Here is a 16498-nt window from a genome sequence, read left to right as displayed (position 1 = left end):
TGACGGGCACGCCTGCCGCCATCGCCTCCACGATCACCTGCCCGAACGGCTCCGGCACAGGCGATGCGTGCACGGCCAGGCTCAGGCGCCTGAGCTCCGCATTCGTGTCGCCCACCCATCCCGCCCAGTCCACGCACTCGGCCAGCTCCGGCGATCTCGAGACCAGAGCCCGGAGGTCGCGCTCTTCCGGTGCGTCTTCGAAGAGAGCGCCGCCGATGATGCGGAAGCGCACGCCGGGAGTTCGGGACACGACTCGTCGAGCTGCTTCGAGAAACAGACGCTGGCCCTTCGTCTCGCTGATCCTGCCGACGATGCCCACGGTCGGCAGGTCAGCAGAGGGCGCTCCGGGGCGGTGTGCGAACGCTTCTGGAGGAAGCCCCGGGTACGCGACGACGACTCGGCGCGCGGGCACGCCGACGAGTGTCGCGGCGGTGGCCCGAGAGTTGGCGACGACCTGGCGAGGCCCGAATCGTGCGAGCGCGCGCATCCCGACGACGAGGGGCGCGGGCAAATAATCGGCGGCCAGGCGGTCGTGCAGATGCCAGACCCATTCCGAGCCGCGAGGCCGGGCGATCGCGACGATCACCGCGCTCTTGAGCGAGTTGGCCACCACGAGCTCCGCCCCCGCCTCGCGCAGCATCCGTCGCACTGTCCGCGACGTGGCGAGTGAGCCCACGGCGTTCCGCCACAACGCGCCGATCGATGCGGCGGCTTCGTTGCGGGTGACGCGGGCAAGTCCCGGCGTGGCGATCACCTGGGTGGGCACTCCCTGCGCGCGAAGCCGAGCGGGGAATGCGCCGTCCTCGAGCACGATCGCCGACACGTCGAAGGCCGCATGATCCCGCGCACCGAGCAGTCGGAGGAGCGCGATCTCGGCCCCACCGACATCGGCGGTGTGAGAGACCACCACCACCCGAGCGGGGATGCTTCGGTGAGAGAGGGCCACCTCGACACCCTAACGACGGACGCGCGCGAGCGGTACCGAGCGGCGGAGCCCTACCATGGGCACGTGACCTTCATGCCCACAGGCACGATCCGGGGAGTGGGTGCGACGATCCTGGGGATCCTCGTGCTGGTCGTCCTCGGCGCCTCCATGGGCATCGCCAGCGCTCGGCTGCCGGACTACGCCATCTATCTGGCGCTCGGCGTCCTGCTCATCGCGGTCGCGGCGATCGACCTCTCGCTGGTGCCGGTGCTCGCGGTACCCGCGGTCTTCGCCGTTCAGCGGATCGGGCCGATGAGCGGATCCGACTTCCTGCTCGGCATGGCGGTGCTGGTGTCGCTGCTTCTCCTGCGCGGGCGCGGCGTCGTGACGATGCAGCCGCTGCTGTGGTCGGGTGCGTTCTACGTCGCGCTCACTGCTCCGCAGCTGATCCTCAACCGCTACGCCGAGAACTACATCGAGTGGGCGCACGAGCTCGTCCTGGTCCTGGGCGCGATGATCGTCGGGTTCGTCATCGGCCGCGAAGGTCACGCGCGACTGGCGCTGGGCGTCTTCGTCGCGATGTGCGTCGGGATCGGCGCCGTCGCCGGCGTGACCGCGCTCGGCAACGGCTTCCAGCCGGTGTATCTCGGCATGTGGCACAAGAACGCCATCGGGGCGTTCCTGATGATCGGACTCATCATCGCCTTCGCCAATCCGCCGTGGCTGGGCTGGCCGCGCTGGCTCGCGTGGACTGCCTTCGCGGTCTGCGGGATCGGCATGGCTGCGGCGCAATCGCGGCAGGCGATCGTGGGGGCTCTCATCGGCGTGGTCGTCATCGGGCTGCGGCCGCGGTTCCACAACGGCAAGCGTTCACGGTGGATGTGGGTCATCCTGATCCCGGCAGCGTGGTTCGTCTATCAGGAGGTCATGGATCAGCTCGCGTCCGATGACTCCTTCAGCTCGGCCGCGCAGCGCCTCACGTGGTACGGCGCGTCGATCACGGTGTGGCTGCAATCGCCGCTGTTCGGCGTCGGTCACCGCTGGTGGACGACGTGGCACACCGGGTACGGCGGCTTCCAGCCGCCGAACGCCGAACTGGAGGTGCTGACGACCGTGGGGATCGTCGGTCTGATCGGCTTCCTCGGGATGTTCGCAGGAGGGCTGTGGGCGCTCACCCGGATGAACCCGGTGTACGGAACGCTGGGCCTCGCCGTCGTCGCCGCGAAGCTGGCCCAGAGTCAATTCGACCTGTACTGGGTCGCCGGCCACGCGTCACTCCTGTGGATCGTCGCCGGCATCTGCTACGGCGTCCAGGAGCGCGACAGATCCGAAGGGATCGAGCGCGTTCCGCATCCCGTCCAGACGATCTGGCGCCGCACCCGCGGAGTCCGGATCTGATGCCGTCCGTCGTTCACGCACTGACCCCCGGCGACCACTTCTCTCCGAGAACCGGCTCCGCGATCCCCACCGTCGTTCATGGTCTCGCCTCGGCCGCCGAGCAGGATCGCCGTTATACGAATCAGGTTCTGCTCGACGCATCGACATTCCGTCCCCGCTACACCAGTGCGGACGCGATCGAATACGCCGGCGCCGGCTATCCCGCGGGCTGGGAACGCGCCGTCGATCTCGGACTGTCCAGGCTGGGGCTGCCGCGGGTGCGGACCCAGCGGTCCTACGGCCCGATGGTGGCGGCGCTCGAAGGCAGACCCGAGGCTCTCGTGATCGCGCACAACGCGCCGATTCTGCCCCGGATGCTGACGAGAACCTCGCATACGCCCGTCTACTACGCTCATAACGACCTGCCACGCGGGATGTCGCGTCGCGAGGCCGACCGCGCGCTGGCGCCGGCAGTCGCCGTGGTCGCTGTCAGCGCGGATCTCGCGGGCCGCATCGCCTCTCGCGTCTCCCGCACTCTCGCGGACCGGATCCGAGTGGTCGAGAACGGCGTCGACACCACCGCCTTCCAGGTCCGCACCGCACCGGCGGGGTCTTCGAGGCTGCGCGTCATGTTCGTGGGGAGGATCGTCCCCGACAAGGGGCCGGACGTTCTCCTGAGAGCGGCTGCGGGACTCGCACGCGACGACTACGAGATCGTGATCGTCGGAAGTCAGGGTTTCGACGCCCAAGCCCAGCTCTCGCCGTACGAGCGGGAGCTCCGCTCGCTTGCCGCCACCGCGGCGGTACCGGTGTCGTTCCAGCCGTTCGTCGACCGTGCCGCTCTCCCGGCTCTGCTCCAGTCGGCCGATGTCTTCGTCGCGCCGTCCCGATGGCCGGAGCCGAGCGGCCTGACCGTCGGCGAAGCGATGGCTACCGGCCTGCCGGTGATCGCAAGCGATGCCGGCGGGATTGCGAGCGTGCTCGGCGACGCGGGTCTCCTGGTTCGCCCCGGCGACGTGCCCGCTCTCGCGGATGCGCTCGGCTCACTGCTCGACGACGCCGTGCTGCGGGCGGCTCTCGGCGGCGCCGCGCGGCGCCGCGCGGAGAACCGCTCGTGGGTCCGCTCATGGGGCCAGCTGCGGCTCGTGCTCGACGAGATGCTGCTCTGATCAGCCCCGAGCGGCTCCCAGGGCGGCGACGATCGGTGAGATCGACCCCGTCAGTTCGCGCGCCATCGCAGCCCAAGCGCTCGCCGGTGAGTTGATCGGATCGGCCACGTCGTCGTCCACATCGTCCCCGACGAAGTCCGTTGGACTCCGGTCGCCTGCCACGCCGTCGAGCCACACGCCGACGGGAACGCCCACTGGCCTCGGGTGATGGGTCAGCCACCGGGCGAATTGCTTGACGGTGAATATGCGGCCCATGAGCTGCGGGTTGTCGGCGGCCAGTTCCCGGGAGTGCGCGCGCGCCATGGTGAGGATGACCTCGAAACCGTCGAGGTCGTCACGATCGAGCTCCCGGCTCAGATGAGACGAGAAGTCGATCCCGAGATCCCTCCCCATCCGCACGCCCGCGCTCGGCATCGGGTGGCCGCCGGCCATGAGCCCGCCGGAATGGATCTCGAGCGAGTCGTCGGCGAGCAGACGAGCTATTGCCGCCGCGTACGGAGACCGGCACCGGTTCGCCGTGCAGACGAAGAGCACGTGGGTGACGCCCGGGCTGGGTTCGGGGGACCTGACAGCCAGCGGGATCCCCTGTGGTCCCGACATCACGCGTCGCTTGCCGTCTTCCGTTCCGCCTGCGGAGAGCCGGCGCTGCCGGAGTCGATGCCGGTGTCGGACTCGCCTGCTGTCGGATCGGAGCGGCTGGTGCGCGCGCGCAGGGTCTCGTCGGCCCCCGCGGTGTTGAGCAGCTTGCGCAGGTCCGCCACGTCGGCGGCGGTCACGTCGTCGGCGACCGCGGAGGCACTGCCCGGCGCAGCCTCCCCCGACCGCTGGGCGACGTAGTAGGACGAGTACGTCTTCGGCAGCTTGCGCCTGCTGCGGTTCGCCACGACGCCGATCACCTCGGCTCCAGCCGAGCGCAGCGCGCCGACCGTGTCCGCCAGCAGCACGCGGTCGGTCTTTCGCACGGAGGAGATGACGACGGCGCCGTCGGACTGCAGAGCGAGAAGTGCGGCATCGGCCATGCCGATCGCCGGCGGCGAGTCGATGATCACCACGTCGGCGAGCTCCCGCAGATGCGCGACGACATCCGCCAGCACCGGCCGCGCGAGCAGGTCCGCGGGATCCGGTGGCTCCGCGCCGGCGGGGAGGACGCGCAGGCGCCGATAGCGGGTGGTGTTGAGGCGCGATGCGACGGCTTCGCGCGACACGGGTTCGCCGACCTCGTGTTCGTGCAGGATGTCGGCCAGGCCGTCGCCATCAGCGGACTCGCCGAAATAGCGGCCGAGATCGGGACGCCGGAGGTCTCCGCCGACGATGATGACCGTCTTGCCGGCGCGTGCCCATGCCATGGCGAGGTTCGCCGACACGAACGACTTCCCGTCGCCCGGCTCGACGCTCGTGATCACCGCGACGGCGTCGCGACGCGGCAGGAAGACCTGCAGCGTCGAGCGGAGCGTGCGCAGTCGCTCGCTGAGATCTGTCCGCTCGTTGTGCGCGACCGGGAGAGGCGGGTCCATTGCCGCGACGCCGCGATCCCAGCTGAGCTCGCCGAGGGAGCGCGCGCCGGAGATCGCCTCGATCTCGTCCTCGCCCCGCAGGCGGTTGTCGAACTGGTCGCGGATGAGCGCGGCCGCGACGCCGACGATGAGTCCCGTCGCCAACGCCAGCAGCAGCACGATGAGCGTCGACGGCACGGTCGACTCGCCGGGCGGCGGACTCGTGACGATGGCGGTGGCGGCCCCCGCGTCGCTCACGCTCTCGATGGCGAGGTTGATCGTCGTCATCTGCGACAGCGCGGTCGCGAGGTTGGTCGCCGCGATCGAATCGCCGGGATTCGCTGCGACTTCGTGCTGCAGGTCCCGAGCGTTCTGAATCGCCTCCGCCTGGCGCTGATGCAGGGTCGTCAGCGCGGCCGCGAGCTGCTCGTCGACGTAGGCGGCATAGGCGTTCAGCACCGCCGAGGCTCGCTCCTGCGCCTGGGCCGCGGACGTGCCGGTCGCGCTGATGTACAGGCGCGCCAGGGATGTGGAATCGTCGACGTCGGCTCGCAAAGCACCCGTGAGCGCGGACGGGTCCTCACCGAGCTGATCGGCGGCGGCGTCGATGACGACCGGTGCGGTGACCGCTTCGGCGCTCACGTCGACGGCCACACCGCCCACCTCACCGGTGACCGCTCCTTCGGAGACCACGTCGTTGAGGCGGATGACGCCCGTACTGACGTACGTCTCGGTACGCAGCTGCAGATACACGGCCGCCGTCACGAGCGCGGCGAGCATGACGGCGCCGATGATCCATTTGCGCTTCCAGAGCACATCGAGAATCTGTCGGAGCGTCAAGTCCAGTTCCCCCTGGGAATGTGTGCCACGTCCGGCGTGGCAGCAGGTCTAGGTTACAGGCGTTCGCTGTTCCCGGTCGTCTCCGAGCGGGGGTGCGTCGTCGTGGTCGGCGCGAGAAATGGCCGATGGACGGCGAGGACCGAAACGATGAGACCCAGCGTACACAGCACGATCGCGAGCCCGAGCTGCAGAGCATGGTCGCCTCCGTCGAGGGCGACGGCACCAACCAGTGCGGCCAGCCCGGCGCCCAGGAGCACCGCACCGGCGAGGACCGACCCTCTGCGCAGGCGAGACGACACGGGTTCCGTCCTGCCCCACAGCGCCGCCAGACCGCACGACACGGCTCCCGCCAGCAGAGCCCCGCCGACGCTGTCGCTGCCCCGGTGAGCCAGGGAGAAGACGGAACCGAGGGCCACATATGACACGAGCCCCCCGAGGACGAGCACGAGGACCGGCGACATCCAGCGCGGTGCGCACCAGATGATCGCGACTGCGGCGGCGAGCGAGACGGCCGTGTGCCCGCTCGGGAAGGTGTTGTGGGCATAGGCGAACTCGCCGAGGTCCGGCCGCGGGGCGAGCTCCTTCATCGCGATCGCGACGACCGAGACGATCCCCACCAGCACCGCCGAATAGACGACAGGTGCCCAACGGCGTTCGAGTACGCCCGACAGGACGGCGACCGCGGCGCCGGCGAGGACACAGTACGTGATGATGTCGCGCCCGTCATAGAAGGCGAGCCACGCGTCGCTGCGGAGCCATCCGAAGAGGCTCAGTGAGCCCGCGTCGACGAGCTGACCGAACGGCGTGAGCACGGCGGCGGCGTACAGGGCGATGAAGCCCGCCCCGTAGGCCGCGCTCAGAAGCCAGAGATTGCGCGTGCGTCGTGCCGGGCCGCGCCGCGCGACGTCAGACACGGGCGGCTTCCTCTGCGACGACCGCGCGCAGCCGATCGGCGAACCGCTCCTCCGAGAACGTCGCCGCGTGCTCGCGGATCGCCTCGGCCGACCATTCGTCGCCGAGCAGCCTCTCGATGGACGCCGCGATCGATGGCGCGTCCGCGGTGTCGAAGAAGACGCCGTTGCGTCCTTCGACGACCGTGTCGAGATAGCCCCCGTCGCGCAGCGCTGCCGTCGGCTTGCCGGCCATGCCCGCCTCCAGCGGCGAGAGACCGAAGTCCTCGTAAGATGCCGCGACCAGGCCGGCCGCGTTGGCGTAGAGCCATTGCAGCTGCGCGTCGGAGACCCGACCGAGAAGATGCACGCCGCCCGCGCGTCTTGCAAGCTCCGAGAGCCGGGCGCGCTCGGGTCCGTCGCCGACGATGACGAGCTCGAGCCCGCCGATCGAGGCGACGGCGTCGATCACGAGGTCGACGTTCTTGTATGGCAGGAGGCGCGCCACGCACAGCAGGAACTGCCCGGCGACCGCGGGGACGGGCTCGGCGGCACCCGAGCCGACCACACGGCCGGGCGGCGGCGGGAGGACTTCCGCTTCGATGCCGTAGACGCTCCGCACGGCACGCTGGACGACGGTGGAGTTCACGAGATATCTGTCGGCACTGGCGGCGGCGTCGCGATCCCACTGCCGAAGCCGCGATCCGAGCACTCCGATCGCGGCGCGAACTGCCCGGGCGCGGGCGCCGGCCTCGCCGCCGGCGTATCGGTCGGACTGATAGAGCCAGCGGGCGGGCGCGTGGCAGTAGACGACCTTGCGACCGGTCACCGGGATGCCATGAGCCCACCCGCTCGAACTGGCCAGCAGCACGTCGGCGTCCACGCGATAGTCCGATACGGCTCGTGCGAGGAACGGAAGGGCGAGTCGATGGTGACGGCGGAGCAGTCCCCATCGGTCGACGGGCATCGTGCGGATGTCGACGGCCTCGAACTCGGGGAAGGTCCCGGCGGGGTCGTACAGAGCGGTGTGCAGCGGCGAGCCCGGGAACGCCCGGGTCATCGCCAGCGCCACCCGTTCGGCGCCTCCGCGCTGCGTCACATAGTCGTGCGCGAGAGCGAGGGTCACGCGGTCACCCCTTCACGACGACGTTCCGGGACGGACTCCCGGCAACCGGCAGGCCCCAGCCCGGTCTCCGCCAGGATAACGCCCGACCGCGCGGATCGCATCGCGTCGGCTAGTCTTCTGGCACCGGTCTGCCGATCGGTGCAGGTGGGCATTTGGGGAGCGCTGCCGCATGTCATCGATCACGAGAACCGTCCTGACGATCGCGATGTGGATCGTCGTCGTTGCGATCGGGCTCTACCTGAGCATCGACCGCTACTGGGACGCGGTCGGCAGCGACATCGGCACCGACCTGCACATCTTCGTCGCAGCAGCGGAGCACATCCGCGGGGGTCGCAGTCCCTATACCGAGTTCGGCTATGTCTACTCGCCGCTCGTCGCATGGCTGCTGCTGCCGTTCTCGGACTTCGGTGCCGCAGTCGGGCCCTGGACGGCGGCATCCATCGCCTCGCTGTGGGGCGCCGTCGCCGCGATCATCGCGACGTTCTGGCGGACGCTGTCGTGGTGGCAGCGCCCGGCGCTCGCCGGCATCGCGATCATCACGGCGCTGTACAGTGCGCTGCTGTCGCTGGAGCTGTGGTTCGGTCAGACCGACGCGTTCCTTCCTCTCGTCGCCGCCCTCGCGGTGTTCTTCGCCTCGCGGAATCGTCAGGTCGCCGCCGGTGTCTCGCTGGCATTCGGGGCGATCATCAAAAGCTGGCCGGCCGGCCTGGGCCTGTGGATGTTCCGACGCGGCGTCCGCCACCGCGGGCGGCTCATCGTCGCGACGCTCGCCACAGGCGGCGTCTTCCTCGTGGTCGCTCTGATCGTCCACGGACCCGGCCTGTTCGTCGAATGGATCGAGCGCACGCTCGTGCTGAGCGAGCAGGATCTGATCGCCTTCTCAGTCTGGGGCGCCGGCAGGCACCTGTTCTCCCCGTCCCCGGCGCTGGAGCCGCTGTTCGTCGCTCCATTGATCGGGACGATCGTGTCCTGGGCGCTCGCTGCGGCGGTCGTGACTCTGATCGTGATCACCTTGCGTCGGCCCGGCGACGACGCGCTGTCGATGTTCAACATCGCACTCGCCGTGGTGCTGCTGATCCCGGTCTGCCACCTGTGGTACTTCCTGCTCCCGCTGCCGCTGCTGTGGACGTGGATCGCTCACGCGATGAGGGGCGTCCGCCGCCTCGAGGCCCTCTTCGCGGTCGCCGTGCTGGCGCTGTGGTGGGTGGTCGTCTTCCGTCTTCCTCCCCTCGACAATCGGTTCGCCGAGAGCACGCCGCAGTACATCGCAGTCGTGGCGTCGTCTGTCGTCGCACTGACCGTGTCCGTCGTCCTCGCCGCCCGCCTCGGGGGCCGTCGGGACACCGAGATCTCCTCCCCCGCGTATACGCAGAAGGTACTCGCCGACTGATCGGCACGGATCGGGCGCAGCAGCGGCGTTGCTAGGCGACGAGGAGGATGCCGGCCCCGGCGATCGCTGCGATCAGCAGCACGCCGCCCACGGCGAACCCGTAGGTCCGGCCCAGCGGCTTCCAGAGGCTCGAGGTGCGGAACGGGTCTTCGATGAAGCGCTTCGAGAGCCAACCGAGCAGGATCGCTGCCGCGACGACGGCGAGCGCCCCGACCGAGCGGACGTTCTCCCCGGTGCTGAGGAGCACGAGGACGTAGATGGGCTGGTGCCACAGATAGATGCCGTACGACACGTCGCCGACGAACTGCACGGGCGGGAGCGCGCCGTAGCCCGTCGGGCTCAGCCATGAGCGGCGGCTGCCCGCCCAGATGAACAGGACGGTTCCGACGACCGGCAGAACTGCCGCGGGCGCGGGATGGAGGAGCAGCTCCGATGCGAGCGCAGTGCCGACGATGAGGATCAGACCCGTCCACGACGCGACGTGGTGGACGATCGCGGCGGTGCGTGCGGTGAGTCTGAGTTCGGAGAGCCCGGGCGCCAGGGCCAGGAGCCCGCCGGCCGCGAATTCCCACACCACGGAGGGCGTGCTCCTCGCGGCGTGCAGCGGATGCTGGGCCGTGAGCCACGCCGAGTACAAGAACGACACCACGAGGGCGCACACGACGAGGACCAGCACGGGCTTGACCCCACTGCCGGACTGCGTGCCGCCACGAGCGGCGAGTCCGATGGCGGCGAGCAGGAGGAGCGGCCACACGAGGTAGAACTGCTCTTCGACCGAGAGCGTCCAGAAATGCTCGACCGGCAGGGGGTAATCCACCCACGGGAGGAACCCGAGGTGCCGCAGGAGCGACGCCCAGTTCTCGACGTAGAGCGCGCTGGCGGCGGACTCGATGAGGCTGGGTGCCCACGCATCCCGCGGTAGGACGATGACCACCGCGAGGATCGTGACCAGGATGACGACGAAGGCGGCCGGCAGCAGCCGTCGGATCCGCCGCGCCCAGAACTCCGCCAGCCGGATCGATCCCGTCCGCTCGATCTCGCGAAGGAGCTGAGCCGTGATGAGGAAGCCTGAGATCACGAAGAACACGTCCACCCCGACGTACCCGCTCGGCACCCGCGTCTCCCACAGGTGGAAGAGGAGGACGAGGACGACGGCCAGTGCGCGCAGCGCTTGGATCTCAGGTCGGATGCCGCCTGGGCGGTCCGCAGGGACCGGCACGGCCGGCGCCGGTCGCGTCTCGGTCATCGCAGGTCAGATCTCGCCTGGCTGCATCGCCTGCTCGTCGATCTCCTCGAGGATGTGACGCGCGGCCGAAGGCCGGGCGCCGGTGCGTCGAGGCGCGTAGACGACGAGCGAATGGAAGACGAATCTGACGAGGAACGCGACGACCAGCGTGATGCCGGTGGCGATGACACTCGAGATGTGCCATGTCTCGACCATGAGCGCCATGATCGGGATGCGGATCAGCGCCTCTGCGTTGTTGAACCCGAAGGACTTCGCGAAACGCCACCAGAAGGTCGAGGCGGCGTGCCGCATGTCGTGGAAGACGAAGCGCTCGATCAGCAGGAAGTTGCCGACGATCGTCAGCTCGGCGGCGATCACCGCGGCGATGACGTAGTTCACCCCGACGGCCGTGAGCGCCCACACGACGAAGAGGTTCGCGACCGCCCCGAGCCCGCCGACGACCGCGAAGAGCGACATCTTCCCGAAGCGGAGCGCGGCGAGCTGAGCGATGAAGTGCCCGCCCTGCAGAAACGACGCCTTCGACTCGCCGGCGTGCCGGTCGGCGAAGTCGAACGGCACCTCGGTGATGCGCAGGCTCTTGCGGGCGAGGATTTCGAGCAGGATCTTGAAGCCTTGCGGTCTGAGCGTCGCCAGGTCGATCGCGCGGCGGTCCACGGCGAAGAAGCCCGTCATGGGATCCGTCACGTCCCGGAGTCTGACCGGGAACATCGCCTTCGTGACCGCCGTCGACGTCTTCGAGACGAGCACGCGTGTACGGTCGGCGAGGCCGTGCGCGGTTCCGCCCCCGGCGTAGCGCGACGCGACCACGACGTCGGCGTCCGCGCGCGCGAGCCGGTCGAGCATCTCGGGGATCTTCTCGGGCGGATGCTGCAGGTCGCCGTCCATGACGAGGCACGTGTCAGACTGCGCGGCGCGGAATCCTTCGACGACGGCCCCGCCCAGACCGCCGGTCTTCTCGGCGCGATGGATCAGTCGGATCGGCAGTCGCGAGGAGGCCGCGACGGCGCGCACGACATCAGGTGTGTCGTCGGTGCTGTCGTCGACGAAGATGATCTCGGCTTCGCGGCCGACGACGGCCGCCGAGATACGCCGAACGAGCTCCACGACGTTCGGAGCCTCGTTGTACGTCGGCACGATGATCGAGACGTCGATGACGGTCCCCGTTCTCCCCAGCGATGACGCGCTTACCCCAAGTCACCATGGTGGCATACGGTCTTGCTCTGAGTGAACCGGATTTCGAGGTCGACCCGCGGCGATGGCGTTACTGTGAGTCGGTCCCGAGTCTTTGGGCGATGAGGGTGTCGGAGGCGCTGTGCGACGTGCAGGAGGTGCGGTCCAGGGACTTGGCGCGCTCGGCATGACCCTGCTCTGTCTCACAGCCTGCGTGCCGGTCGCGCCGAGCCCGGCACCGCCCACCGGCATCTCCTCGCCGCAGTCACCCGACGCGGGCACGTTCACAGCCGGCGCGGACGGCGTCGGGGACGCGCTCTACCCTCGCGCCGGCAATGGCGGGATCGACGTCGAGCACTACGACCTGCAGATCTCCTACGACCCGCCGCCAAACCCCTCCACGTCGTTGACGGGGAGGCTCGAGGGAAGGGCGGTGCTGCGCATCCGCGCGACCGAGAACCTCGAGCGGTTCAATCTCGATCTCCGCGAGCTCACGGCGGCGCGCGTCGCGATCGACGGCGAGGTCGCCCGGTTCACCCAGGACGAGGGCGAACTCGTGATCGTCGCGGCGGCCCCGATGAGCGCCGGCGAGACTTTCGAAGTGCAGATCGACTATGCCGGCGACAAGACCGTCTCCGACGCCGGCCCGGACGGCGGCTTCTATCCGACGGCCGACGGCGGTGTCTCGATCAACGAGCCCCACGGCGCACCCGAGTGGTTCCCGTCGAACGATCACCCCACCGACAAGGCGAGCTATCGGTTCGCCGTGTCGGTTCCGGAGGGCACCGCTGCCCTGTCGAACGGGATCCTCCTCGACGACCGCACCGCCGGAGGCAGGACCACGTGGGTGTGGGACGCTCCGGATCCGATGTCGTCCTATCTTGCGCTCCTTGCGATCGGCGAGTTCGAGATCCGGCGCAGTTCGGCTCCGGACGGCACGCCGATCATCGACGCCATCGGCGCCGGCGTGGATCCGGAGTCGTATTCCGCGATGGACCTCACCGGCGAGATGATGGCGTACTTCGAGGACACGTTCGGCGAATACCCGTTCGTCGCGTATGGACAGGTCGTCGACAACGACCGCGGCACGGCGCTCGAGACGCAGACCAGGTCGATCTTCGGCAACGGCACCACGACCGAGCTCACGGTGGCGCACGAGCTCGCGCACCAGTGGTTCGGCGACTGGGTGAGCCCCGGCCGGTGGTCCGATCTCTGGCTCAACGAAGGCTGGGCCCTCTACGCCGAGTGGATGTGGGACGAGCACCACAACGGCGTGCCCGTGCAGGCCACGGTCGACCGGGTGCTGCTCACCGGCGCGGACGCACCGGAGTGGCAGGGCCTGACCGCCGCTCCCGAGCGGGACGATCTCTTCTCCTGGGCGGTGTACCAGCGTGGGGCTCTGAGCCTGCACGCATTGCGCTCTCTCATCGGCGACGATGCGTTCCTCGCACTCGCGCGCGAGTGGCTGAGTCGATACGGCGGCTCGACCGCGACGACGGAGGACTTCGTGGCCCTCGCCGAGGAGATCTCGGGGCGTGACCTGTCGGTGCAGTTCCAGGAGTGGGTGTACGAGCCCGGCCGACCGGCCGACTGGTGATCGCCGCCGCCCGGCGCCCGTTCAGGATTCCCGGGCGAGAATGGAACGATGACTTCTCCCTCGACGATCACGATGTTCGGCGCCGACTGGTGCCGTGACTGCACCCGCACCAAGAGGCTGCTCGACGAGCTCGGCGTCTCGTACACCTACGTCGACCTCGTCGCCGATCCCGCGGCGGCCGACGTCGCGCGCGACATCTCCGGCCGCACCAGCATCCCCGTGGTCGTGTATCCGGATGCCTCGCACCACGTCGTGCCCTTGAACGCCGATGTCGAGTCCAAGCTGCGCGAGCTCTCGCTGATCTGACCACTGACGGCGCGGCATCCCTCGTCGTTAGGCTGAGTCCGTGAGCGAGGGCGTCGAACGCAATACCCGGGCGATCGAGGGCACGGTCGTGACCGACTTCGAGGATCGGATGAGCTACGGCGGCTACCTCGACCTCGAGACGCTGCTGTCGGCGCAGCGCCCGCTCAGCGACCCGGAGCATCACGATGAGCTGCTGTTCATCGTGCAGCACCAGACCACCGAGCTGTGGCTCAAGCTCGTGCTGCATGAGCTCAGCGCGGCGTGCCGGCTGCTGCGCGAAGACCAGCTCGCGCCGGCTCTGAAGTGCATCGCGCGTGTCAAGCACATCCAGAAGACGCTGACCGAGCAGTGGTCGGTGCTCGCCACCCTCACTCCCGCGGAGTACGCGCAGTTCCGGAGCGTGCTGGGCAACGCGAGCGGGTTCCAATCCGCCCAGTACCGCGCGGTGGAGTTCACCCTCGGCAACAAGAACGCCGCCATGCTGCGGGTCTTCGAGGCAGACCGGGCCGCGCACGAGATGCTGCGGACCGCGCTCGAGGCGCCGAGCCTGTACGACGAGTTCCTCCGCATGCTCGCGCGCTCGGGCTACCCGATCCCCGCGTCGGTGCTCGAGCGAGACGTCACGACGGCCTGGACGTACGCGCCCGAACTCGTGCCGGTGCTCGTCGAGATCTACGCCGACCCGCGGACGCACTGGGCCGCATACGAGACGTGCGAGGAGCTCGTCGACCTCGAGGACAACTTCCAGCTGTGGCGCTTCCGCCACCTCAAGACGGTCGAGCGCATCATCGGGCTGAAGACCGGCACGGGCGGGTCGAGCGGCGCCCCGTTCCTGCGCCGGGCGCTCGAGCTGACCTTCTTCCCCGAGCTGTACACCGTGCGGACGGAGCTGTGATGGGCGACCCGTTCCGCCTGCGTGCCCTGCTCGGCGACGATGCGGGGCTCTGCCACCGCGCAATGACCGGAGAGCACGGGGTGTCGCTTCCCCCGTTCACCGACCACCATGTGCACCTTCACCTGATCGACGAGAGCGGGCTGGCCGCGCACGGCATCGCCGGCGTGGTCGATCTCGGCGGCGACCCGATCGCGCTCGCGCGCCGCGAGAACCCCGGCATTCCGCGCGTGGCATACGCCGGTGCGTTCCTCACCGCCGCGGGCGGCTACCCGGTCGGGCGATCGTGGGCGCCCCCCGGGATCGTGCGCGAAATCGGCGACCCCTCGCCGCACCCGGGCGTCGCCGGCGGTGCGGCGACCGCGGTCGACGAGCAGGCCTCGTTCGGGGCATCCGTCATCAAGGTGGTCCTCAACAGCGCGGCCGGCCCCGTGCTCGACGCCGAGACGCTCGGGGTGATCGTCGCGACGGCGCGCCGGCGGGGCCTTCCGGTGGTGGCGCACACGGAGGGCGACGGGATGCCGCAGCTCGCGCTCGACGCGGGTGCCGCAGTGCTCGCGCACACGCCCTTCACCGAACTCGTCGGGCGCAGGCTCACGGCGCACGCGGTGACGGCGGGTCAGGTGTGGATCTCGACGCTCGCGATCCACCGCGACGACCCCGAGGCCGCCGAGAACGCCCGCGTGAACCTCGCCGGCTTCGCAGCCGCCGGGGGCCGCGTGCTCTACGGCACCGATCTCGGCAACGGCGAGCAGCCGGTCGGAGTCAACCCGCACGAGGTGACGGCCCTCGACCGCGCAGGCGTACGCGGAGCCGCCCTCATCGCGGCGATGTCCGACCCGTGGCCGCTCGACGCGCCGCCGGCGGGCGTCAGCACGTTCGTCCCAGGGCCGCCACCCGAGACCCTCGACGACGTCGCCGGATGGCTTGCGGGGGCCACAGTCGTGCCGACCGAGGAGCTCATCCATGACGACCACTGACCCTGCCGTCGCTGCGCTGGAGGCCGAGGCATCCGTCCTCGACGGGGCCGATCCGCTGTGCTCGTACCGCGACGCGTTCGTCGGGTCCGAGACGTCGCTGGTCTACTTCGACGGCAACTCGCTCGGACGCCCGCCGCGCGCGAGCGTGGAGAGGCTCGCCGCGTTCGCGCGCGACGAGTGGGGCGGACGGCTCATCCGCGGGTGGGACGAGTCGTGGATGCAGCTGCCCTTCGACATCGGAGACACCATCGGCCGCGTCGCCATCGGCGCGGCGCCAGGACAGACCGTCGTCGGCGACTCGACCACGGTGCTGCTCTACAAGCTGGTCCGCGCGGCGTTCGATGCAGCCCGGGCGGCCGACCCGGCGCGAGTCGAGATCGTGGTGGATCGCGACAACTTCCCGACCGACCGCTACCTCGTCGAGGGCATCGCGGCCGAGCGCGGCGGGCGCGTGCGGTGGCTGGAGGTCGACGTGACAGCCGGGGTCACGGGCGACGGGCTGCGGGCGGCAGTGGGCCCGGCCACCGCGGTCGTGCTGCTGTCGCACGTCGCCTACCGCTCGGGATATCTCGCGGATGCCGCAGCCCTCACCCGCATCGCGCACGGCGCCGGCGCGCTCATCGTGTGGGACCTCTGCCACTCCGCCGGCTCGGTGCCGGTGCAGGCCGACGCGTGGGAGTTCGACCTCGCCGTCGGCTGCACCTACAAGTACCTGAACGGCGGGCCGGGCTCCCCCGCGTTCGCCTTTGTCGCCGCCCCGCTGCAGGATCGCCTCGCCCAGCCGATCCAGGGGTGGATGGGCGCGGCCGACGTCTTCGCGATGGGGCCGGCGTACGAGCCCGCGGCGGGCATGCGCCGGTTCCTGTCGGGCACGCCGCCGATCGTCGGCATGCTCGCGATGCAGGACACGCTCGCACTCGTCGAGCGCGCCGGGATCGACAGCATCCGTCGCAAGTCCGTGGCGCTCACCGAGTTCGCCGTGCGGGTCGCCGACGAGCTGCTCGCGCCGCTCGGCGTGACGGTCGCGTCGCCGCGCGACCCGGTCGAGCGCGGCGGGCACGTGACGCTGTCGCACCCGGCGATGCGGGCGGTCACCG

General features: G+C 69.9%; 15 protein-coding genes. 8 read left to right on the top strand and 7 right to left on the bottom strand.

The annotated features are described in order from the left end of the window. On the bottom strand, window positions 1-946 hold a 946-nt coding region (locus EIO58_RS04765; RefSeq protein WP_127818532.1), incomplete at its 3' end, for a glycosyltransferase. A 72-nt stretch (window positions 947-1018) separates the two neighbouring features. On the opposite strand from EIO58_RS04765, the gene EIO58_RS04760 reads away from it, so the two are divergent. Both EIO58_RS04760 and EIO58_RS04755 read left to right on the top strand, forming a co-directional pair. Next, window positions 1019-2323, top strand: coding sequence for an O-antigen ligase family protein (locus EIO58_RS04760; protein WP_240658569.1), 1305 nt, complete (start codon window positions 1019-1021; stop codon window positions 2321-2323). Then, window positions 2323-3471, top strand: a complete 1149-nt coding sequence (locus EIO58_RS04755; protein ID WP_127818530.1) for a glycosyltransferase family 4 protein — start codon at window positions 2323-2325, stop codon at window positions 3469-3471. Before EIO58_RS04760 ends, EIO58_RS04755 begins: the two co-directional genes overlap by 1 nt. Here the strand turns inward: EIO58_RS04755 and EIO58_RS04750 are convergent, their stop codons facing one another. From EIO58_RS04750 to EIO58_RS04735, 4 genes are read right to left on the bottom strand one after another with little or no spacing between them, the layout of a single operon-like run. Further along, entirely contained in the window at window positions 3472-4071 is a 600-nt protein-coding gene (locus EIO58_RS04750; protein WP_127818529.1) for an arsenate reductase/protein-tyrosine-phosphatase family protein, read from the bottom strand. Then, window positions 4071-5804, bottom strand: a complete 1734-nt coding sequence (locus tag EIO58_RS04745) for a polysaccharide biosynthesis tyrosine autokinase (protein ID WP_127818528.1) — start codon at window positions 5802-5804, stop codon at window positions 4071-4073. Before EIO58_RS04745 ends, EIO58_RS04750 begins: the two co-directional genes overlap by 1 nt. A 53-nt stretch (window positions 5805-5857) precedes the next feature. After that, entirely contained in the window at window positions 5858-6718 is an 861-nt protein-coding gene (locus EIO58_RS04740; protein WP_127818527.1) for a phosphatase PAP2 family protein, read from the bottom strand. Then, window positions 6711-7820, bottom strand: coding sequence for a glycosyltransferase (locus EIO58_RS04735; protein ID WP_240658567.1), 1110 nt, complete (start codon window positions 7818-7820; stop codon window positions 6711-6713). The genes EIO58_RS04740 and EIO58_RS04735 overlap by 8 nt, the downstream gene beginning before the upstream one ends. Window positions 7821-7989: 169 nt before the next feature. Here EIO58_RS04735 and EIO58_RS04730 point away from each other — a divergent pair, with 169 nt between their 5' ends. Next, window positions 7990-9210 carry a glycosyltransferase family 87 protein gene (locus EIO58_RS04730; protein ID WP_127818526.1) on the top strand — a complete coding sequence of 407 codons (1221 nt, stop codon included), beginning with the start codon at window positions 7990-7992 and terminating at the stop codon, window positions 9208-9210. A 31-nt stretch (window positions 9211-9241) separates the two neighbouring features. Here the strand turns inward: EIO58_RS04730 and EIO58_RS04725 are convergent, their stop codons facing one another. Both EIO58_RS04725 and EIO58_RS04720 read right to left on the bottom strand, forming a co-directional pair. After that, entirely contained in the window at window positions 9242-10456 is a 1215-nt protein-coding gene (locus EIO58_RS04725) for an acyltransferase family protein (RefSeq protein ID WP_127818525.1), read from the bottom strand. A 6-nt stretch (window positions 10457-10462) separates the two neighbouring features. Beyond that, window positions 10463-11608, bottom strand: coding sequence for a glycosyltransferase (locus tag EIO58_RS04720; RefSeq protein ID WP_127818524.1), 1146 nt, complete (start codon window positions 11606-11608; stop codon window positions 10463-10465). Between the two features lie 205 nt (window positions 11609-11813). Here EIO58_RS04720 and EIO58_RS04715 point away from each other — a divergent pair, with 205 nt between their 5' ends. The 5 genes from EIO58_RS04715 to EIO58_RS04695 form a co-directional block, all read left to right on the top strand. Next, entirely contained in the window at window positions 11814-13223 is a 1410-nt protein-coding gene (locus EIO58_RS04715) for a M1 family metallopeptidase (protein ID WP_127818523.1), read from the top strand. A gap of 48 nt (window positions 13224-13271) precedes the next feature. Beyond that, entirely contained in the window at window positions 13272-13529 is a 258-nt protein-coding gene (locus EIO58_RS04710; RefSeq protein WP_127818522.1) for a glutaredoxin family protein, read from the top strand. Between the two features lie 40 nt (window positions 13530-13569). Further along, the gene (gene kynA, locus EIO58_RS04705) at window positions 13570-14424 is read left to right on the top strand and encodes a tryptophan 2,3-dioxygenase (protein ID WP_127818521.1); all 855 of its coding nucleotides are present in this window, start codon (window positions 13570-13572) and stop codon (window positions 14422-14424) included. Next, complete coding sequence (locus tag EIO58_RS04700; protein ID WP_127818520.1) at window positions 14424-15401, top strand: hypothetical protein; 978 nt, start codon at window positions 14424-14426, stop codon at window positions 15399-15401. Before kynA ends, EIO58_RS04700 begins: the two co-directional genes overlap by 1 nt. Next, window positions 15388-16498, top strand: a 1111-nt coding sequence (locus EIO58_RS04695) for a kynureninase (RefSeq protein WP_127818519.1), incomplete at its 3' end; no start/stop codon positions are given. The genes EIO58_RS04700 and EIO58_RS04695, both read left to right, overlap by 14 nt.

This window comes from Microbacterium sp. CPCC 204701 (assembly GCF_004010105.1).
Taxonomy (GTDB): Bacteria; Actinomycetota; Actinomycetes; order Actinomycetales; family Microbacteriaceae; genus Microbacterium.
The sequence above is the reverse complement of the archived record's forward strand: the minus strand, read 5'-3'. Positions and strand labels throughout refer to the sequence as shown.